Source organism: Synechococcus sp. C9, assembly GCF_022984075.1.
Taxonomy (GTDB): Bacteria; Cyanobacteriota; Cyanobacteriia; order Gloeomargaritales; family Gloeomargaritaceae; genus Gloeomargarita.
Genome location: NZ_JALAAD010000001.1, coordinates 1,533,134 through 1,553,310, shown reverse-complemented (window position 1 = coordinate 1,553,310; position 20,177 = coordinate 1,533,134). Strand labels below are relative to the sequence as shown.

At 52.2% G+C, this 20,177-nt stretch carries 22 protein-coding genes; 6 read left to right on the top strand and 16 right to left on the bottom strand.

Translation table 11 applies throughout. The annotated features are described in order from the left end of the window. Positions 1-69 precede the first annotated feature (69 nt). Positions 70-567 carry a DUF3727 domain-containing protein gene (locus MLD66_RS07790; RefSeq protein ID WP_247216686.1) on the top strand — a complete coding sequence of 166 codons (498 nt, stop codon included), beginning with the start codon at positions 70-72 and terminating at the stop codon, positions 565-567. Here the strand turns inward: MLD66_RS07790 and cobM are convergent. After that, the gene (cobM, locus tag MLD66_RS07785; RefSeq protein WP_247216685.1) at positions 564-1,325 is read right to left on the bottom strand and encodes a precorrin-4 C(11)-methyltransferase; all 762 of its coding nucleotides are present in this window, start codon (positions 1,323-1,325) and stop codon (positions 564-566) included. The two genes, MLD66_RS07790 and cobM, sit on opposite strands and share 4 nt — an antisense overlap. A 604-nt stretch (positions 1,326-1,929) precedes the next feature. Then, entirely contained in the window at positions 1,930-3,783 is a 1,854-nt protein-coding gene (gene nblS / locus MLD66_RS07780; protein WP_348644346.1) for a two-component system sensor histidine kinase NblS, read from the bottom strand. 140 nt (positions 3,784-3,923) lie between these two features. Here nblS and MLD66_RS07775 point away from each other — a divergent pair, with 140 nt between their 5' ends. Beyond that, positions 3,924-4,184, top strand: coding sequence for a BolA/IbaG family iron-sulfur metabolism protein (locus MLD66_RS07775; protein WP_247216676.1), 261 nt, complete (start codon positions 3,924-3,926; stop codon positions 4,182-4,184). A 282-nt stretch (positions 4,185-4,466) separates the two neighbouring features. Here the strand turns inward: MLD66_RS07775 and infC are convergent, their stop codons facing one another. From infC to MLD66_RS07740, 7 genes are all read right to left on the bottom strand, one after another. Next, positions 4,467-5,009, bottom strand: coding sequence for a translation initiation factor IF-3 (infC, locus tag MLD66_RS07770; protein WP_247216674.1), 543 nt, complete (start codon positions 5,007-5,009; stop codon positions 4,467-4,469). Positions 5,010-5,105: 96 nt separating this feature from the next. Continuing rightward, positions 5,106-5,321, bottom strand: a complete 216-nt coding sequence (rpsR, locus tag MLD66_RS07765; RefSeq protein WP_247216662.1) for a 30S ribosomal protein S18 — start codon at positions 5,319-5,321, stop codon at positions 5,106-5,108. Continuing rightward, positions 5,321-5,515 (bottom strand): 50S ribosomal protein L33, encoded by a 195-nt coding sequence (gene rpmG, locus MLD66_RS07760; RefSeq protein ID WP_247216660.1) that lies wholly within the window; start codon positions 5,513-5,515, stop codon positions 5,321-5,323. Before rpmG ends, rpsR begins: the two co-directional genes overlap by 1 nt. A gap of 65 nt (positions 5,516-5,580) precedes the next feature. Further along, on the bottom strand, positions 5,581-5,958 hold the full coding sequence (locus tag MLD66_RS07755) for a YraN family protein (RefSeq protein WP_247216658.1): 378 nt from the start codon (positions 5,956-5,958) through the stop codon (positions 5,581-5,583). Beyond that, positions 5,930-6,544, bottom strand: coding sequence for a pentapeptide repeat-containing protein (locus tag MLD66_RS07750; protein ID WP_247216656.1), 615 nt, complete (start codon positions 6,542-6,544; stop codon positions 5,930-5,932). Before MLD66_RS07750 ends, MLD66_RS07755 begins: the two co-directional genes overlap by 29 nt. Before the next feature lie 12 nt (positions 6,545-6,556). Further along, a complete protein-coding gene (locus MLD66_RS07745) occupies positions 6,557-7,507 on the bottom strand; it encodes a transposase (protein WP_247214935.1) in 951 nt (316 codons plus the stop codon). 70 nt (positions 7,508-7,577) lie between these two features. Beyond that, positions 7,578-7,760: a pentapeptide repeat-containing protein gene (locus MLD66_RS07740; RefSeq protein ID WP_247216653.1), complete on the bottom strand. Its 183-nt coding sequence runs from the start codon at positions 7,758-7,760 to the stop codon at positions 7,578-7,580. A gap of 153 nt (positions 7,761-7,913) precedes the next feature. On the opposite strand from MLD66_RS07740, the gene MLD66_RS07735 reads away from it, so the two are divergent. Both MLD66_RS07735 and MLD66_RS07730 read left to right on the top strand, forming a co-directional pair. Beyond that, positions 7,914-9,194, top strand: coding sequence for an N-acetylmuramoyl-L-alanine amidase (locus tag MLD66_RS07735; RefSeq protein ID WP_247216650.1), 1,281 nt, complete (start codon positions 7,914-7,916; stop codon positions 9,192-9,194). Between the two features lie 109 nt (positions 9,195-9,303). After that, positions 9,304-10,719, top strand: a complete 1,416-nt coding sequence (locus tag MLD66_RS07730; RefSeq protein WP_247216647.1) for a CapA family protein — start codon at positions 9,304-9,306, stop codon at positions 10,717-10,719. Positions 10,720-10,768: 49 nt separating this feature from the next. On the opposite strand, the gene pdxH is transcribed toward MLD66_RS07730, so the two are convergent. From pdxH to MLD66_RS07715, 3 genes are read right to left on the bottom strand one after another with little or no spacing between them, the layout of a single operon-like run. After that, complete coding sequence (gene pdxH, locus MLD66_RS07725) at positions 10,769-11,407, bottom strand: pyridoxamine 5'-phosphate oxidase (RefSeq protein WP_247216645.1); 639 nt, start codon at positions 11,405-11,407, stop codon at positions 10,769-10,771. A gap of 42 nt (positions 11,408-11,449) precedes the next feature. Continuing rightward, positions 11,450-12,178, bottom strand: a complete 729-nt coding sequence (locus tag MLD66_RS07720) for a Uma2 family endonuclease (RefSeq protein WP_247216643.1) — start codon at positions 12,176-12,178, stop codon at positions 11,450-11,452. A 39-nt stretch (positions 12,179-12,217) separates the two neighbouring features. Continuing rightward, complete coding sequence (locus MLD66_RS07715; RefSeq protein ID WP_247216641.1) at positions 12,218-12,886, bottom strand: class I SAM-dependent methyltransferase; 669 nt, start codon at positions 12,884-12,886, stop codon at positions 12,218-12,220. Between the two features lie 99 nt (positions 12,887-12,985). Between MLD66_RS07715 and MLD66_RS07710 the strand changes: the two genes are divergently transcribed. Then, complete coding sequence (locus MLD66_RS07710; RefSeq protein WP_247216639.1) at positions 12,986-15,502, top strand: mannose-1-phosphate guanyltransferase; 2,517 nt, start codon at positions 12,986-12,988, stop codon at positions 15,500-15,502. Positions 15,503-16,109: 607 nt separating this feature from the next. Here the strand turns inward: MLD66_RS07710 and MLD66_RS07705 are convergent. Both MLD66_RS07705 and MLD66_RS07700 read right to left on the bottom strand, forming a co-directional pair. Then, entirely contained in the window at positions 16,110-16,499 is a 390-nt protein-coding gene (locus MLD66_RS07705; RefSeq protein WP_247216637.1) for a type II toxin-antitoxin system VapC family toxin, read from the bottom strand. After that, positions 16,489-16,698, bottom strand: a complete 210-nt coding sequence (locus MLD66_RS07700; RefSeq protein ID WP_247216635.1) for a DUF2281 domain-containing protein — start codon at positions 16,696-16,698, stop codon at positions 16,489-16,491. Before MLD66_RS07700 ends, MLD66_RS07705 begins: the two co-directional genes overlap by 11 nt. 275 nt (positions 16,699-16,973) lie before the next feature. Here MLD66_RS07700 and MLD66_RS07695 point away from each other — a divergent pair, with 275 nt between their 5' ends. Then, complete coding sequence (locus tag MLD66_RS07695; protein ID WP_247216633.1) at positions 16,974-17,825, top strand: inositol monophosphatase family protein; 852 nt, start codon at positions 16,974-16,976, stop codon at positions 17,823-17,825. Here the strand turns inward: MLD66_RS07695 and MLD66_RS07690 are convergent. Then, the gene (locus MLD66_RS07690; RefSeq protein WP_247216631.1) at positions 17,822-18,277 is read right to left on the bottom strand and encodes a hypothetical protein; all 456 of its coding nucleotides are present in this window, start codon (positions 18,275-18,277) and stop codon (positions 17,822-17,824) included. The genes MLD66_RS07695 and MLD66_RS07690 overlap by 4 nt on opposite strands. An 83-nt stretch (positions 18,278-18,360) precedes the next feature. After that, complete coding sequence (locus MLD66_RS07685) at positions 18,361-20,136, bottom strand: ABC transporter substrate-binding protein (protein ID WP_247216629.1); 1,776 nt, start codon at positions 20,134-20,136, stop codon at positions 18,361-18,363. Positions 20,137-20,177: the final 41 nt, after the last annotated feature.

Sequence of the window (20,177 nt, the reverse complement as noted above, 5' to 3'; positions counted from 1 at the left end):
TTATTACGGACATTCAACACTACTGGAAATTCCCAACAAAATTTTGACCTACCGGCCCAGGTGGTGCTGGTGGATGACCGGGGTCGCTCCCTGGCCTGCTATGTGGATCGCACCTTGGAGGTGGACAACCACCCCTACCTCCTGCTCCTGCCGGTGGATGTGCCGGTGGAACTGTTCGCCTGGAATGAGGCGGAAGACACCCTACTGGATTTGGAGGAGGAGGAAATGGAGGCCATTTTGCCCATCGCCCGGGACATTCTGGCGGAGCAGAACCTCACCCTGTTGGACACGGCCCTGACCCTCACCGCCCAGGGGGAACTGCCGGACGACCAGGAAACCCTATTTTTGGACTACGAAGGCCAGGAAGGGGAGGTGGAATCGGAGGAATTTCAAGAATTGGGGGTCTTTTACCACGAAGGCCGCCGCTACGGGGTTTATACGCCCCTCGACCCGCTGTTATTTTTTGCCCGTTTGAACAGCCAAGGCCAACCAGAACCCCTCTCCGCCGAAGAAATGGAGCGCATTGGCCCCCGCTTAGAAGCGGAATTATTGAATGATTTGGATTAAGGCCGAAACAAATGCCGATGCTGTGGGTGGTACAACTGGGAACGGGTCGCCCCCGCCCCAAATACCGGGCTGACCACATACAGGGTGGTACGGGTCAAATGCTCCCGGTGGGTCACAGCGGCCATTTCCGCCAAAGGCACTAACCAGATGCGCTCTTGGGGCCAACCCAACCGGTGACAGACCGCCACCAGAGTATCGGGGGGGTAATGTTTTTGTAATTCTGCCTGCGCCTGATCCACCAAGCGGGCACTGAGATACAGCCCTAGGGTGGCCCGGTGGGCGGCCAAATCCGCCAAATTTTCGGGCATGGGGGTGATGCCAGGGGTGCGGGTGAGGATCACCGTCTGTACCAATTCCGGCACCGTCCATTCTGTCGTTAATCGTGCCGCCGCCAACTGCATTGCCCCCACACCGGGGATAATTTCCACGCCAATTCCCGCCCCGTGCAAGGCTTGGATTTGCTCATAAATCGCCCCGTACAAACTCACATCCCCGGAATGCAACCGTAGCACCAATTTGCCCGCCCGCACCCGCTCAATCATCAGGGGCACGATGGTTTCCAGGGTCAAATTTTTGGTGGGAATGCGTTCACAATCCGCCCGGGTCAACGCCACAATGCCTGGGGGGATGAGCGAATCCGCATAAAGCACCACGTCAGCGGTTTTAATCAGCCGTTCCGCCCGCACGGTCAACAATTCCGGGTCCCCCGGCCCAGCACCGACCAGGTAAACTTTGGGCGTTTTCAGCGTATCGGACATGGGGCAGATGCCTCCTCATTCACCATTGGCTTGCCGATCCTACCCTGGGTGTACAGTGCTAACTTATTGCTCATCGAGTCAAATTCATGTCGCTAGCCTGAAATCCTTTATGGACACCTCTATTTATTCAAAAGATGAGAAAAAATAGCGCTACCGTATGATGCTCAATATAACAGTCTTCAATGAGGATGGAAGGGGGGTCGCAGGGACACCGCCCCCGTCGTTGGTTCTGGAACATTTTTGTATGCCTACGGCACGCAAGCTAATGTAAATCAAGTAGGATGGCTATAGTCATCTGTGTAACATCTACGGGCGAAATCTTTAACTTTATGGAGAGTTTCACTTTACTAATTTTGGCATGGGACATAATTTTAGCAAACCTCTCTCCCTGAAAGGATTTTGGGCGTTGATCACCATACGACATCATTATTTACTTGAAACTCTCAAAATTATGATAAACTTATAATAAACTAAAATATTATAGTTCCAATTCCTTTGATGCCGTAAGGCGTTGAGCACGGAGTATTTTAGCGAAATCATCTGCCTGCCAGTGGTGGCAATAAATATCAATAGAAGTGCCCAATAAGAAGGATTACTACCGGACCTAAGCCTTCTCTAAATCAAACCAAAAACTACTCCCAATCCCCACTTCACTGATCAGATGAATGTCCGTATGATGTTTCTCCAAAATATTCTGCACAATGGATAAACCCAAGCCAGTTCCCTCCAGGGTATGCACCCGATTTTCCACCCGGAAAAACCGACCAAAAATTGCATCCTGATGCTCCGGCGGAATGCCAATTCCCGTATCACTCACCTCCACCCGCACCCGCCCCTCCCAGGGGTACGCCCACAGGATCACATAGCCGCCAGCGGGGGTAAATTTAAGCGCATTCCCCAGCAAATTTGCCAAAACCTGAAGCAGTAAATCGTAATGCCCTAGTACATCAGGTAAATCCGGCTCAACCACAGCGGCAAGATGGATGCCCTTATCCTTAGCGGTGAGACGATGCGCCCGCAAGGTCTGTTCAATGATGGCACTCAGGGACGTGGGGGTCATGGGATAGGGTTTGCCGGATTCCAGACGGGAAATGTCCAAAACATCATTCACCAAACGGGTGAGGCGGTCGGTCTCGCGGTTAGCAGTTTCCAGGAAATCCCGTTTCTGTTCCTCATTCAAACTATGCCCATATTCATAGAGCGTTTCGATAAATGATTTGATATTAAATAAAGGCGTGCGTAGTTCATGGGAAACGTTGCTGATAAAGTGACTTTTGGCTTCATTCAATTCCATCTCCCGGGTCACATCTTGAACGGTGATGGCAATCCCTTGTAATTGATTCCGTACCTGATCAAAAACGGTGGTTAATAACACCTTAACCGTGCATTTATAAGGAGACTGAAGGTTAATACAAAACTCTGTGGGTTCCCCATTCGCTTCCCCACGTTGGGTTAATTCCTCCAGGGGTTGGGCAAGTTTTTCGGCAACCGGTGCCGGTAGGGCATTAAATACCACCTGTCCCAACACATTTTGCCCCGACCAACCAAAAATTTTCTCGGCGGTGGGATTGACCAAAACAATTTTTAATTCCCGATCCAGCAGAATGGCACCATCGGCAATCGTGGACATGAGGGTATCCAGTTTGGCTTTTTGGGCGGTCAATTCCTCAATATTTTGTTCTTCGTAATGGGCGAGCCGTTCTGCCATTTCATTAAAACTGACAATTAATTCCCCAAATTCTCCCCCAAAGGGTAAATCAATCCGTTGACGAAAATTCCCAGAAGTTATGTTTTTGACCCCCACCAATAATTCCCGAATCGGACGGGTAATGGTGACCGCATTAAAGACACCCCCCAAAATCACTAAAATCCAAATGGAAATAAACACGGCTAAAGTGATATTGCGGGTGAGTAGGGAAGCACTCAAAACCGTGGGATTGGGATTGATACCTAGCGCTAAAATGCCTAGATATTTATCATCCTGCACCAGCGGCACAAACACATCGGCGATCAACCCATCTGGGGTTAAATGTTGACGCACAAACGGTTGATCCGGTTCCGCCAATTCCGGGAGTTGGATGCGCCGCCGCAGGGTGAGGGAATTTTGCACTTCCACCGCCGAAAAGGGAATGCCAAAATAAATTTCCCCCTGGGTGTCCGCATACAAAAGATAACGAATACTGGCGGTGCTGTTGTAAAATTTTTCCGATAACCGTGCCAATTCCGTGCGATTGTCCTGGGCGACCAAGGGTGCCACATTCGCCGCCAACAATAGCCCCAAATCCCGCCCAAACCGGGTGTCATTCATGCGGGCATCCTGCTGAATACTGTTCACCGCCCAAAAGGTGAGCAGACTCATCAACAGGGAGACCACCAAGGTCGCCGCCGCCATGAGCCGGGTTTGCAGGGTGAAATCAGACCACCAACGGACAATCGCAGTTATGAATTGCTTAAACAATGTCTTTGCAATAACACATCAATCTTCAATTTTATATAATACGTTACAAATCCTGGGGTGTGTTTTAATGCACCAGATTTGCCCACCCCCAGAACGGTCAACCCTTTGGCATAATGGGGTTTAGCGTTATAGGGATGCCCATGCTTTCGCCCCAGACTTTGACCCAATTGATTCAAAACCATCTCACGGATGCCCAGGTGGAATTGCAGGATTTGACGGGTGGGGGCGACCATTGGCAAGCGGTGATTGTATCTGCCATGTTTGCAGGTAAAAGCCAGGTACAGCGACACCAGATGGTGTACAAAGCCCTGCAAAGTGTATTACAAAGTAATGAACTTCATGCCCTGACCATGAAAACTTTAACCCCGGAGGAGTGGGGGCAAATGGTTCAAAAATCTTGATCACTTCCCCAAAAGCAAGGGTTAAGGGTAAAGATATTGATTCACGGCTATTGCGAATGACCTCTAGGTTGTTGATAATTGCCAACGAAAGAATGGGGCTTTCAACCCTGCTGTGTAAGCACAAAAATCAATAAATAGAGGTTCCCAGTTTATTTATCTATAGCAATCCTACCTGATTAACAAAGGGAAATTCCCCAGAACCAAGGACGGGGGCGGTGCCCCTGCGACCCCCTGTTCCATTCTCATTTAGGATTGCTATAGTTCTAATCTGTCTAAACCTGTCTATTTCTTGGGTATGACAATCATAATCATATTGCGTCCTTCTTTTTGAGGTAGTTGTTGCACCTCCCCCACGTCCTGCAAATCGGTCGCCAACCGTTTCAATAAATCTTCTGCTAATTCACTGTGTTGGGATTCTCTTCCTCGGAAGGTGATGGTTGCCTTCACTTTGTCCCCATCTTTCAAAAACCGTTTCGCCTGATTCACCCGCACTTGGTAGTCGTGTTCGTCAATTTTGTAACGCATCTTCACTTCTTTGACTTCCACGGTTTGCTGTTTTTTCTTGGCTTCCCGCGCCTTTTTTTCCTGCTGAAATTTATACTTCCCGTAGTCCATGATCCGACACACGGGCGGGTCGGCTTTTTCGCTGATCACCACCAAATCTAGTTCCCGCTCCTGAGCCAGGACGAGGGCTTCCCGGGGGGACATGATGCCCAATTGGGTGCCATCCACATCAATCAGACGCACCTTGGGGAAGCGAATCCGCTCATTGATATTGGGTAGCGTGCGATTGGTAGGACGGCGGGGTGGGGGGGTGGCGGTCACGAAGTCAGCGGTAAAGGGTACAGGTTGCGATAGCTAAGATTTTAACCGATGCCTTTGGGTTTGCCCATGCAGACATAGGGTTGTTAATCTTAACATCTAATTTTCCCGGTTGACAAAGGGAAGCAACGCCAGCACCCGGGCTTGTTTGATGGCGAGGGTCAGTCGCCGTTGTTGTTTAGCGGTTAAGCCTGTTACCCTGCGAGGTAAAATCTTTCCCTGTTCACTAATAAATTTGCGCAGGAGGTCAATGTCTTTGTAATCAATGGGTTCACTGGGTTTGAGGGGAGAAACCCGCCGCCGATAAAAAGTCATCACTTCGTCTCTTTATGAATGGTGTGTTTGTTGCAGTGGGGGCAGAACTTTTTGAGTTCCAGACGACCCGTGGTGTTGCGGCGATTTTTCATGGTGGTGTACCGGGAAACCCCCGCCGAGCGTTTGTCCAGGTTGGTGCGACATTCGGTACATTCCAGGGTGATCACCAGGCGCACGCCCTTGTTTTTAGCCATGAGGGATGAAACTCAAAACATGACGGTCTTTAATCATAACCTAAATTTTTAGCTAAAGCAACGGATCACTGGAATGCCCCGACTAGGTAGGCTTGCAGGCGATAGTGGGTGGGCTCCCATCGCACCAGTGCCACATCGAAGCGACAGGGAGTCGTTTGCCATTGGGGGTGGTGACTGAGAAACAGTGCTGCCGCCTGCCGCAACCGTTCCTGCTTTTGGGGGGTAATCGCCTGCGCCCCGTCCCCGTCCCAATTTCCCCGACGGCGAGTTTTTACCTCAATAAAGACCAGAGTGTTGGCGGTTTGCATCACTAAATCTAGTTCTCCCCAGGGACACCGCCAGCGACGGGCGATCATCTGCCATCCCTGCTGGGTCAACCACTCGGCTACCCAGTCTTCCCCTGCCTGCCCGGTGTTAGGCGTGGGGGACGGCGCTGGGGGCATGGGTCGCCGGGAGAATCGTGCCGGTCAGGATCGCCCGGTTCAAAATTGCTCCGGTCAGGTCGGCACCGCTGAAATTAGCCTCCCGTAAATTGGCACTGCTCAGGTCGCACTGGGTGAGATTGGCTCCGTCCAGTTTGGCTGAACGCAAATTGGCACCATTCAAAATGGCACTGGAGAGTTTGGCTCGACTCAGCACCGCCCCTTGCAAGACGGCACGGGATAAATCCGCCCCCCGCAGGGAAGCCTCGGTCAAGTCCGCCTGCCGTAAATTTGCCCGACTCAAATCCGCATCCCAGAGGTTGGCGCGGCTGAGGTTCGCCTGGGTGAGGTTGGCACCCCCGAGCAAAGCCCGGCTCAAATCCGCCTCCACCAAGGTGGCATGGCTCAAGTCCCCTTGGAATAAATTTGCTCCCCCCAAGTCCGCCTGGGTTAAATCCGTTTGCCAGAGAATTGCCCCGCTCAGTTTGGCAATCATCAACCCCGCCCCCTTGAGCGAAGCCCCACTCAAATCCGTTTCCCGCAGAATCGCCTGGTTCAAAATTGCCCCATCCCAGTAGTGTTGAATGTCCGTAATAAAACTTAACATAAGGGGTCAGGGTTATCCTACGAGCGGCTCTACCCCTACGAGTTCCATGAAGCTACAGTGTCGGCCTATTTCTATTTGTAAATATCGCAACTTGTCAATCAATTCATAGGTCTTATTGTGACCTATCTCCAGCAATCTTAAAATTAGATAACCAATCAATACGGCATAAATCTGTAGCCGCACACCATTCTCATTCTTGGTAATGATTCTATCCAATTTCAAGTGCATCTTTAGTGCCTTCCAAAGCAACTCAATTCGCCAGCGCAAACGATAGGCTGAACAAATCTCTTCATCCGTCATCGAAGTCACGTTAGTCGCTAGCCTATATTCTGTGTTTTCCTCTTCATTAAAAAATTGAATTACCCGAATATCCGGATTGTCAGGTTGCAACTTCATATTATTTCTAATCCGCACAATAAACAATGTATTTCGTTTACACATTTCGTCCATTAATTTCCAGGAAGCAAAACCCCTATCCATGATACCAACGGCATTCTCAGGTATCGTCCCAATCACAAGATGCCCAATTTTATGGTCATTAGTCTTTCCAAATATAATTGATTCGTCACCGATATTGCCCTCATTTATATCCAGGCCAAGCGTCAATTTTACCTGCTTGTAGTGCCAGAATAATTTGCTGGTCAGGGTGATAATGGTAGAATCTAATGGGAATAAGTGCTTAAATTCACCTTGATGATGTTTAAGCCGTTTTTGCAGTTCTCTTAGGATCACTTGAAACGGCTCGGTGCTACGATGTTTACACGCCTTAGAAAACGTTGATATGTCAACTTTAAAATTGAGATGATTCAAGAGGAAGAATAAGCCCCGCATGGTGGCGACTCTTGCATCTAAAATGAAGTGCATCCATATGAGTACAAACAAGCGAGTATCCAAGACTGGATAGTCGTTTTTGGGAAGAAGGTTCAGCAAGGGCTTGATAAGTCCCTGAATTTGTCGTCTCATAAAAATACTGTTACTCGTGGTTTCTACCAATCTAAAATACCATTTTTAGTCTCCCTTTTCCACCCTTTCGTTAACATTCAACACTACTGGCCCCATCCAAGTTGGCATTAGTGAGATAGGCTCCACTCAGCTTGGCTGCCGTCAGGTCAACACCCCGCAGATCCACCCCGGATAAGTCCACCCCGCTCAAATTGACCCGGCTGAAATTACGTTCCCCTTGGGCATACAGCTCTAGGAGTTCTTCGGCTTCCATCGTGCGCCTCGCTTAGAACGTGTGGCTGAGTGGACTGGAACATTTCCTCAATAGTCCCTATCTTACTGTAAGTCGCACCGCCGTCTATCGCTCCCAACGGCAAAGTTTATCCCCAAAAATAATCCCATGATGTCAGGGTGTGAGGAAGTGGGTGTGCTCTCTCGTCAGTTTTTTTTCGGCATGACCTGTATCGGTTGCCTTGTGGGGGCAACGCCGGGTTGGGCACAGGCGACTTTGGAATCCTGGCGGGTTGACCCCCAAAAGCGGCGTTTGGAATTTCGCACGGATCAGCCGACTCAGCCCCAACTGCGGGTGGTGGGGGGTCAGCGGGTGGTGATTGACCTGCCGGATACCCGTTGGCGACAACCCCAGACCCAACAGGACTTTGGCACGACCCAGGTGCGTATCGCCCAATACCAACCGGATGTGGTGCGTTTGGTGGTGGCGGTACCAGAGGTGCTCAGCCCAACCCAGGTGCGGTTGGAACCCCAAGGCTCCCAGGGATGGACGGTGGTGTGGGGTGTGCCAGCGCCAGCCAGTGCCATTCTCCAATCCGCCCAATGGCAAGGCTCAGGCATTCTCCTGCGCTTGAGTGGCTCTGAGGTGGTGGGACGGGTGCTTCGCTCTAAAGATAAACAATGGCTATACATTGACCTGCCGAATACAGCGGTCAGTAATAGTTTCCAAAACCAAACCCGTCCCTACAATCTGCGGGTGGAGCCGGGAGCAATGGGCAGCTTACGTTTGGCACTGGAGGTCAAAACCAGCGACCCGGATTGGCAACTGCGCCCGATCCCCCAAGGATTGCTGTTAACCCGCCCGACTTCCACCCCGAGCACGGCTCAAACCGCACCTCCAGTCCCTCCACCTCGCCCAGGAACCAAAACCCGCTATACGGTGCTGATTGACCCAGGGCATGGCGGTTCTGACCCCGGTGCGATTGGCAGGGGCGGCATTCAAGAAAAAGAAATTGTGCTGGATATTTCCCGGCGGGTGGCACGCTTGTTGGAAGCCCAGGGGATACGCACGGTTCTGTCTCGCACCCAGGATGTGACCTTAGACCTGGAACCCCGGGTCGCCCTAGCGGAGCGGGTCAATGCCACCCTGTTGGTGAGCATCCACGCCAATGCCCTCAGCCTGAGCCGCCCGGAAGTCAATGGACTGGAAACCTACTACTACCAAAATGGGCAATGGCTGGCTCGCAGTATTCATAAAAACGTACTTAAAACCACCAATGCTCCCGACCGGGGGGTGCGCCAAGCCCGATTTTATGTTCTGCGCCGGAGTTCCATGCGGGCGAGTTTGGTGGAGGTGGGTTACGTCACGGGTGCCCAGGATGCCCCCCGGTTGGCTTCCAGCAGTTATCGCCAGCAGGTCGCCCAGGGTATTGCCCAGGGAATTATTCGCTATCTGGACAATCTGTCCCAAAAGTAAGTAGTATTTAATCATATTCGCTTTATTTTGGCATCACTTTACCTTTGCTCAACGTACCCAGGGTTCACTTCCTCACGGTTACTGTACTTACTGTGGTGGTGGGGAACTCATGGAGCGTTCACGGTGGCATGCGGCGCAGAAGGGGCAGGCTCAGGCATTGGAAACCTTGATGAATGAAGCCCTGCGTCCCCGGGGTTTCCGGGTGCGGGTGCAGAAACGGTGGCGGCAGTTGGTGATCCGTTGTGATGCCCATTCAGGGATTTCGGCGCAGGGGTGGACTCGGTTTATCGAACGGGGTTTAGGGCGGTTGGGGTATCGTTCCCGGCAAACCATCTGGCTGGACGGGGGAAATTGGCAGGTGGTGCTGAATTTGGGGGGGACAACCCCGGCATCCCCGACCTGGTTGCCCCACATGATATTGGGGCTGGTGGGGGCGGGTTCCCTGGTGTTTGGGGGGTGGTTGGCGTACCAGTGGCAGACCCCAGCAACCATTGCCCAGGAGGTTGTGGAACCGCAGACCACGCCTGTGCCCACGCCGTCGCCAACGGTGATCACCATCAAAGCGGTGGGGGATGTGATTTTGGGGACGGATTTCCCGGATTACCGATTGCATCCTGAACCCCGGCGGTTATTGGCGCAGGTGCGGGCGGATTTGGGCGGGGCGGACGTGGTGTTTGGCAATTTGGAAGGGGCAATCACCCGCCATCCCTACAGCAGTAAAAATGTGAATGGGTACTCGGTGTTTGCCTTTCGGATGCCCCCAAGCTACGCCCAGCTTCTCAAAGAGGCGGGGTTTACGATTTTCAATTTGGCGAATAATCACACGGGGGATTTTGGCGATGTGGGACTGCGGGACACGGTACAGCATTTGCAAACCGCTGGGTTACAGTCTTTTGGCAAGCGGGGAGAAATTTTTTATCAAACCGTGCGGGGGGTACGTTTGGCTTGGATTGGGTTTAGCCCCTATGATTACCACAATTCTGTATTGGAGATTACAACCGCCCAAAATTTGGTGAAACAAGCCCGTGCCCAGGCGGATTTGGTGATCATTTCCAGCCACTTGGGCGCAGAGGGTACGGGAGCCTTGCGTACCCGCAACCACAATGAGGTCTTTTTCGGGGAAGCCCGGGGCAATCCGATTGTGTTTAACCGCCGGATGGTTGAGGCGGGGGCGGATTTAGTGCTGGGACATGGCCCCCACGTCCCCCGTGCCATCGAGGTTTATCGGGGCAAATTGATCGCCTATTCCCTGGGCAATTTTATTGGCTATCGCACCCTTGGGACCCAGGGGGAGTTGGGCTATTCGCTGATTTTGGAAACCCGGTTAGCCGCCGATGGGCAACTGCTGGGGGCACGGGTGATCCCGGTGATTATTCAAGGGGAGGGCATTCCTGTCCCGGATCGCCAAAACCGCGCGATTAAACTGATCCAGGAGTTAAACCGTTTGGATATGCCGGAGAGCGGCTGGGTTTTGGGGGATGATGGGGTACTGCGCCCCCGTACCCAACCCCTGGCTGTTCCCTAAGATGTCAAAATGTTTCAACGCTATTCGTTGGAAATAGCAACAGGGGGGGTCAGGGAGCCAGACGGGTTTGCCGCCAGGTGCCATCGGGTTGCCAGGTATAGGCAATCCGGTCGTGGAGGCGGGAGGGGCGACCCTGCCAAAACTCGATGCTATGGGGACTGAGGCGATAGCCACCCCAGTGGGGCGGGCGGGGAATCTCCCGGTCAGCGTACTCCCGTACCAGTTGGGTAAACCGTTCCTCCAGCACCGAGCGGTCGGGAATCACCTGGCTTTGGGGGGATGCCCAAGCTCCCAGTTGGCTATCCCGGGGGCGTTGCCGGAAATAGGCATCCGACAGTTCTGGGGGCAACGGCGTGACTGTACCCCGGAATCGCACCTGCCGCTCCAACGGTTCCCACCAAAACACCAGGGCGGCTTGGGGGTGGTGTGCCAATTCCTGCCCCTTGGCACTGTTCATATTGGTAAAAAACTGCAACCCCTGGGGGTCAAAACCCTTGAGCAGGACAATGCGGGCATCCGGGCACCCCTGGGCATCCACCGTCGCCAAAGTCATGGCATTGGGTTCCCGAATCGGGGCGGCGCAGGCATCGTTAAACCATTGTTGGAACTGCACCCAGGGGTCGGGGTCAGCCGTCAGTAGAACATTTTGGGTGTAATTCAGCCGCAGGTCGGCGACATCTCGATTCATCGGGATCACATTCGCTTAAATGGCGTGAGTAGTTGGACGGTTTTACTGAAATTGCTTCGGATCAATTCCCAATTCTTGCAATTTTTGGGCAAGTCGTGCCGCCCGTTGTTCTGCCAAATCTGCCCGTTGTTGGGCGATGCGAGCTTCCTGTTGGGCTTGTTGGGCTAACTCCTGTGCATTAGGAAGCACCTGCCCATCGGGATTTGCCCAGCGTAACCAGGTGGTATGCACCCCCCGATAATCCCCCAGCCATTGCCGCAAGACCAAGCCGGTGCAGGGGCTTTCCAAATAACCCTGATCATTCACAGTCATTGGCTGATAAACCCCATGCGTTAACACAAAACCTGCCCAATCCGCCGGGTTAAACGGGTCATACCAATAGTATTCAGATACCCGCATTTGATTTTGGTAAATTTGTTTTTTTATCCCCTTATCTAGGCTCATCGTACTTTCTGATAACAGTTCAATCACAATATCTGGAGCTTTTCCTTCTTCCCAAACCACCCAACTTTTGCGTTCTTTTTTGGGAACATCCAGCACCACAAATACATCTGGTCCTCGAAAGTCCTGATTGCGTACCTGTTCTAAGCTGAAATAGATAAACATATTGCCGCTCACATAGCCACTGTCCCGTTGGTCTAACCAGGTGGTCAACCCATCAATGAGCAAATCCATTTGCAGTTTGTGACGCTGGGTTTCCATCGGGATACCGTCATCGCAGGGCAGGTCATCTTGGGTAGGAACGCTCCAGGTGGGGGTGATGGAAATCATCGGGATCAATGGGAAATGGGTTGATTAAGCATAACATGATCATGATGCCATTTTCTGGGCTAGAACCGCATAAAAGGGGTCACTGGTTCCTAAACCCATAAGGGCTAAAACCGGATTGACGGATAGATTTTTGTGGATGATCACTTCCGGTTTGCTAAACCCAGGCACGGATTGTAGATAGCATTTCACCAGTTGTATCCGGGTTTGTTCTGTGCCGTCCCGCCAAGCTTCGATGGCTTTTTGATAAAACATCCGATTGGAAAAACTGACAATCACAATACCGCCGGGTTTGAGAATCCGATGAATTTCCTGAAATACCAATTCTGGATACTGGAGATATTGCACGGAAACGGTGTTCAAAACCGCATCGAAATAATTATCTTCCAAGGGTAGTTTTTGTACCTGGTTTAAGTTCTGGGTAAAGTAGCGGGTGAGGCGGGGATTTCTGGATAATTCTTCCTGGTTCATGCCATGCCCGACGACTTCGGAAAATTCCATTTCCGGGGGCAAATGGGAGACCCAACTGCTCATTAAATCCAGGATTTTTCCCCCTGGGGTTAATCGCTCTCGATAGAGTTGGGTTAATCTCTGGATAAACCCCTCGTCCACATGGGTCACAAAACGGGGGAAATCATAAAATAAATGGTCGTCGCTGGGGTCGAGCTTTTGCCGTTGCTGGGGGTTAAGAACGGGGGAGAACCTAAACATTTTTGTTAGATAACTTTACATTTCTCAGTTTAGCCCATGTCCAGGGGGTGGGGCGGTCATAATTAGTTAAGGAAGGAATCTATCGTTTGGGGAAACCGAATGCGGGCGGTACTGATGGCGGGGGGGGCGGGGACGCGGTTGCGCCCTTTGACCTGCGATTTACCTAAGCCGTTGATGCCGGTGCTGAACCGTCCGATTGCGGAGCATACCCTGGCGTGGTTGCGGGGGCATGGGCTGACGGAATTGATCATGACCCTGCATTATTTGCCGGATGCGGTGCAGTCCTATTTCCAGGATGGGCGGGAGTTTGGGGTGCAGGTGTCCTATGCGGTGGAGGAATTGCGACCCCTGGGGACGGCGGGCTGTGTGCGGCAGGTGGCTTCCCTTTTGCCGGAAACCTTTGTGGTGGTGAGCGGGGATGTGATCACGGATGTGAATTTGCAGGCGGCGATTAGTTTTCACCGGGAGCGGGGGGCGAAACTGACGGTGATTTTGACGCAGGTGCCCGATCCGGCGGAGTTTGGGGTGGTGATTACGGATGGGGAGGGGCGGGTGGTGCGGTTGTTGGAGAAACCTACGCCGGGGGAGGTGTTTTCCGACCGGGTGAATATGGGTGCCTACATCGTGGAGCCGGAGGTTTTAGGGTATTTGTCCCCGGATCAACCGGCGGATTTTGCCCAGGATTTATTGCCCCAATTGCTCGCCCGGGGGGAACCGGTGTACGGGTTTGTGAGCGGGGGCTATTGGTGTGATGTGGGGAATTTGGAGCGGTATCGCCAGGTGCAGTGGGATGCGTTGACGGGGCGGGTGCGGTTGGCGGAGTCCTATCGCCAGGTGCAAAGTGGGGTGTGGATGGGGGAACAGGTGCGCCTTGACCCCTCGGTGGTGTGGGAGCCGCCGGTATTGATCGGTCATTATTGTCGGATCGGGGCGGGGGTGCGGTTGGGGGCGGGGACGGTGATTGGGGATTATGTGACGGTGGGGGCGCAGGCGGATTTGAAACGCCCGGTGATCCTCAACGGGGTGGTGGTAGGGGAGGAAAGTCACCTGCGGGCTTGTGTGGTGGGGCGGGGCAGTCGCCTCGGTCGTCGGGTGCAGATTTTGGAGGGGGCGGTGCTGGGGCATCTGTGTAGCGTGGGGGAGGAAGCCCAGGTGCAAAGTGGCTGTCGCATTTGGCCGGGGAAATATATTGAACCGGGGGCGACGGTCAGCACCAATCTGATTTGGGGCACGGGGGCCCGCAGGCATTTATTCGGGGCGCGGGGGGTGTCGGGGTTGGCGAATGTGGACATTACCCCGGAGTTGGCGATTCGGTTGGGGGCGGCTTTTGGTTCCTGTTTACCGCCAGGGGCGCAGGTGCAGGTGTCCCGGGATCAGCGCAAGGTTTCCCGGATGATTTCCCGTTCGATTATTTCGGGTCTGATGTCCGTGGGGGTGCAGGTGCAAAACCTGGAGGCGAATGCCATTCCCATCAGCCGGTTGGTGGCGCCGGTGTTGGGGGTGGACGGGGGAGTCCACGTGCGGCTCGACCCGGATCAGGCGGGGCACGTCTTGATTGAGTTTTTGGATCACCAGGGGATCAACATTCCCCCCTCGCTGGAGAAAAAAATTGAGGCGACCCTGGTGCGGGAGGAGTTTCGGCGGGCGGCGTTGGCGGACATTGGGGATATGACGGTGCCGGGGCGGGTGGTGGACCTGTACTGCGGGGCGTTTCAGCAACAACTCCAGGTGGAGGCGATTCGCCAGTCCCGGGCGAAGGTGGTGGTGGACTATGCCTACGGGGTGTCGGGGGCGGTGCTACCGGAATTGCTGGTGGGCTATGGGTGCGACCCCTTGGTGTTGAATGCCAGTTTGCGCCAGACCCCCCTCAGTTCCGAGGAAAAGGAAAGTCTCCTGCAACAGTTGGGGCGGGTGGTGGAGGCGGTGCGGGCGCATTTGGGGGTGCAGGTGAGTGCCAACGGGGAACGGTTGGTGCTGGTGGATGAAACCGGGACGGCGATGCAGGGTTCAGTCCTGACGGCGGTGGTGATGGAGTTGATTTTGGCGGGGCAACCCCGGGGGACGGTGGCGGTGCCGGTGACGACGAGCAGTTTGGTGGAGCAGGTGGCTCGTTACCATGAGGGGCGGGTCATCCGCACCAAAGCCAATGCCACAGCCTTGATGCGGGCGGGGCAGGAGCAACCCCGGTTATTGTGCGCTGGAAGTGGGGAATTGGGGTTTATTTTTCCCCAACTGCACCCCGGTTTTGATGCCATGTTTACCACTGCCAAAATTCTGGAACTATTGACGGTACAGGAGCGTTCCCTGGCGCAAATTCGCACCGATTTACCCACTGTGGCGTGGAAACATCAACCCATTCATTGTCCTTGGCGGTTAAAAGGGGCATGGATGCGTCATTTGGTGGAAACTCATCCGCCAAATCTCCTGGATTTGACCGATGGGGTGCGGCTCTTTCCCCAGGGTTACGACCCGGATCATTGGGTGTTGTTTTTGCCCGATGCGACGGAGCCAATTTTACATTTGGTGGTGAATGGTTTGACCCGGGAATGGGTGAATGATTGGGGGTCAGAATATCGCCAGCGATTGCAAAATTTCATTGAACAACAGGAGGTTTGATCGTCCCATGCAGACCGATGGCACAGCTATTGGGGGAGTGGTCGTAGCGCCCTTGGTTCTGGGCAATATGGGTATGCCAATGATGAGATTTATAGTCATTCTGTTTTAGAATGCGACACTTTTTAGGTATTAGCAATCGCTCTATTCCTTTCCGGGAGAGGGTTTGTAGGTAAAGGCGAATGTTGCAAATTTGTTTGAAATGACTATAATATAATTGGTTCAAATCAATAGAGATGCCCTAAAAAACTGTGGCCAAGGTTACCAAGGATTTGGCAAGTAAATCCAGCTAAGTTTTACATAGACGTTTAACAGGCATATGCAGAAATTATCCCTTCAAAGCAACATTATCCAGTAGCTAAAAGTAGGGAGAATGCAACAGGGGTTGCAGGGGCACCGCCCCCATAAAAGAAGCACCTGCGGTGTATGGTTCTGGGTAATTTCTGTATGCCTACAGCACGCAAGTTAACGCTAATCAAGTAGGATTGCTACACATCCGATATGGTGAAGTTGTGCGGCGGCAGATAACCTCAAACTCTTACCGATAAGCTCTGTACCGTCCGCACCAACGCAGTGTTAGCTGGCTGTTATATACACACCTTAATTTCTGCTACCAGCGTTCTAATATCAGTCCATCTACATAATCAAAGTCAGTATCATTAGTCACCAATACCCAATTATGTTCTATGCACTGAGCAGCAATCCATACATCGTTCATTGGGATTGGTCGCCCCTTTCGCTTCAATGCGAATCGAGTCTGAGCATATATTGTTGCTGTTTCTCTCCCTAGCGGAACCGCTCTACAAGCCGATATAAATTCCAGATAGCGGGGCAAGTTTTGTAGCGGACGCATTGAGTTTTCTGCACCAAATAATAACTCTCCGACCACTACCATTGGCAGGGTTATTTCCGGTAAAGCTAATATCCTTTCAGTAATTGTTGCATCTCCATTTAAGAAACGAACCGCAACAGAGGTATCAAGCGCAATCTCACCACTCATTCAAATCCACCTGCCGACATTCCGCCACAATTGTTCGCTGTAAATCCTCCGCCTCTGAATCACTTAAAATTCCTGCAAATTTTGCAAGCGGATGGTTCTTACGTATCGCTTTGACCCGATGTAAAAAATCCAACACTACCTGTACTAAATCATCGGGAGCCTGTTCAAGTTCCTGAATCAATTGCTCACGGTTTGTCATGTGTTCAAATTTTCCCAGCAGAGTGAAATATCTAGCTCTAGTATAACTAAACGCAAAATTCGCATCCTGAACATTCGATGCTCATAGATAAACTTGCAGTACTGTCCCGACCAAGGACTAAGCCAGCTAATGAAAAATTCAACAACACCTTAAGACAGCAAATCGGGCACCCTGCCATGAACCATGACCTGGATCACACTAGCAAAATCCCTGGGTTATGGTGTGGTGGGAAAATGTAACAAAGGCGTTACAATGGGCGTAGGGGAGGTAAAACGATGGATTGGCGATGGGATCAGGCAATTCGGGATTTGCTCCAGCGGTGTGGCGCCCAGGCACGGCAGATGACCCAAAGTGGCTTTACGGTGATGGAAAAAGGCCCCGCCGACTATGTAACCACGGTGGATCAGGCGTTGGATCGGGAATTTACCCGGCATTTCCGCCAGTGGTTTCCCCAGGACGGTTTGATTACGGAGGAAAACCCGGATTCCCGCCACGCCTACGCCCAAGGTTCCCAACGGTTGTGGTGCATTGACCCCATTGATGGGACGGATGATTTTGTCCACCATCGCCCCTATTATGCGCTGATGATCGGGCTGTTGGAACGCTACCAACCCACGGCGGGCTGGGTGTATGCCCCGGTTCTGGAACGGATGTATTGGGGAGGGGTGGGGCAAGGTTTGTATCAACAACTACCTGATCATTCGATTACGGAATTGCCGAGCAAGGTGCCGGAACCCCCCTCCAAGTGGTACTGCCCGTTGGTGATTGGGGACAAGGACCGCCGTCGCTACGGAGCGGCATTGACCCGGTTGATCCCCGGGGTGGATTTCCAAAGTATGGGCAGTTTTGGCCTCAAGGTGGTGGAGGTGATTCGGGGGCGGGCGTTGGTGTATCTGTACTTCAATCAGCGGGTGAAAATCTGGGACACCGTAGGCCCCCTCGCCCTCGCCCAGGTCGCTGGTTTGACCTGCTGTGATTTGGGGGGCAACCCCCTCCGGTTTGACCCAGGGGCAGTGGATGTGACGACCCTCTGTCACCAGCAACGGATTTTGGTGGGCTGGCCCGATGCCCTGGCGAAATTATTGCCTTTGATCCAGGAGGCGGTACAAATGACAGAGGCGGTCTAAGCCAAATCCGCAGGCGGCCCGGACAACTGCAACAGGTGATTTTGTACCCACAATTGCAGGTCACTGCGCTTCAGTTCGGCTCCCAATTTCGGCCCCGCTTCTTCCCAAAAAATCACACTCTCCACTGGCTCCATCCCCAACAACTGAAAAATAATTTGCACCACCGGCACCGGTAAGGCCATCAACCAGGGGTCCTTGGGCATGGGAATACTATCGGTAGCGTCTTGTAAGGTGCAGTACGCATAGAGTATGGTACGTTCAGCCCCATCCTGATTGGCCCAAATGCTGGTCTGCCAACGTTTGTCCAATGTCTGTACAATATAGTACTGTTTATGCCGAAAATTTTGGGCGATATTCAACAGCAACGGCCCAATCACCTGCACCAGTTGCGCCGTGTTGTCCCCCTGGGGAGCCTCGTCGATCAGTTTTTGCAGTTGTTGTTCTAGTTCCATTGGGGTACCTGGGGATACTGGGCTGGGATTGATTGATGATTAATTAATGATTTCTACTGTAGAACACCTGGGGGCAGGTTTGCCTAATCCGCCAATTCCAATTCTGGCAAATTCCAAAACGGCCCACTCAAGGCGGAAAATGCAATGCCCTTGACCCGATTTCGCACCGCTTCCAAAGCCAAATTATTCACCAAATAAATAAACGGTAATTCCTCTTGGGTTAGGGCTTGAAATTCTCGATAAATTGCCTTGCGTTGTGCCTCATCTATCGTTTGCGAACCCCGGATCAACAGGTCATCAATTTGCAGTTCCCAGGGATGCACCGACCAATTTTTGAGTGGGGGTTGTCCGGGCAAGGAACCTTGATTAAACGTATGTAAACTGCCCCGGCTGTACCAGATATTAAAACCGCTGTGGGGGTCAATGCCACCGCCCCCAAATCCTCCCAGATAACAATCCCAATCCCGGGTTTTATTCAACCGTTCAATATAGGGATTAAAACTCATGGTTTGCACATCCACCTGCATCCCCAATTCAGCTAAATCCTGCTTAATTTGCGCCGCCATGGCCGGACGAATCCGCCGTTCAATATTGGTCAATAAAGTAAATTTTACTGGGTTGCCCTGGTCATCCACCAATTGTCCCTGGGAATTCAATTGAAACCCCGCTTCGGCAAGCAATTGCTTCGCTCGATTGGGGTCATAATTATAAACCTTCACCTGCGGATCATAGTAGGGACTATCCGGGTGCAAGGGAGAATTTTGCAACACCCCCAAACCACGAAAAATCGTATCCCGCATCCGCTCCCGGTTGATTCCATAAGCCACCGCCTGCCGAAACTTGCGATTATTAAACCAGCGGGATTTGACCGGGTCAACCAAAGGCACTCCCTGATTATTTTGGGCACGGTTGAGATTAAAGGCAATAAAGGTACTCAAGGTTTCTGGCCCGGCATTAAAAATGGTAAAATTCCGTTTTTTAGACTCTTTTTTCAAAAGTTGAAATGCCTCCGGCGTGACCGAGATGGCATCCAATTCTTGAGACATAAACCGCAGGAGTTGCGTATCGGTGGATTCAATAATTTGCCAAATAATTCGTTCAATGTGGGGTAAGTTTTTGCCCTGTTCATCCTTTTTCCAATAGTAGGGGTTGCGGCGAAAAACCACCCGTTGGCTCGGGGTATAACGCTCCATTACATAGGCACCATTCCCGACGATTTCCTGCACCGGGGTATCAATCCCCCACATGGAAAGAAAACGGGGGTTGCCTTGGGCATCCAGGGTTTGAATGCCGGGACGTAAAATGTGAGCCGGTAAGATGGGAATGCCCCCCACAAATCGCAGAAAAGGGGCAAAGGGTTCGGGAATGCGAAATTCCACCCGCCGGGAATCCAGGGCCTTGACCGTGGGAAAGGTACGGCTTTGTCCCACTCGTAAAATATCTTGAATGCCAGAGGGAATTTTGGGATTGAGATAAACTTCTTGATAGGAAAAAACCACATCCTCACTGGTTAAGGGTTTCCCGTCCGACCAACGTAAATTGTCCCGTAATGTAAAAATAATTTGCTTTTGATCGGGGCTGATTTGCCAGGATTCGGCTAGGGCAGGTTCTAATTCTAAAGTGAGTCCGTTGGTTTCCAGTAGCCCTTCGTAAATAAAGCCAAAAACGCTATAAAATGACGTGTTGAGGGGATAATTAAAAGTTGCCGGGCCGGAGGGGGTGGCTAATACCAATTGGGGCACTTGGGCGGTGGCATTTCGTAGCGTACAGGCGGTGAGGTTTCCACCGAGTAATCCCAGGCACAAAGACAAGGCGAACCATTTTAACCATTGCCGTTTCCAGGTTTTCCCCCAAACCATGAACTTATCTTTCTCCAGTGCGTCTGAGTTTAGGATACCTG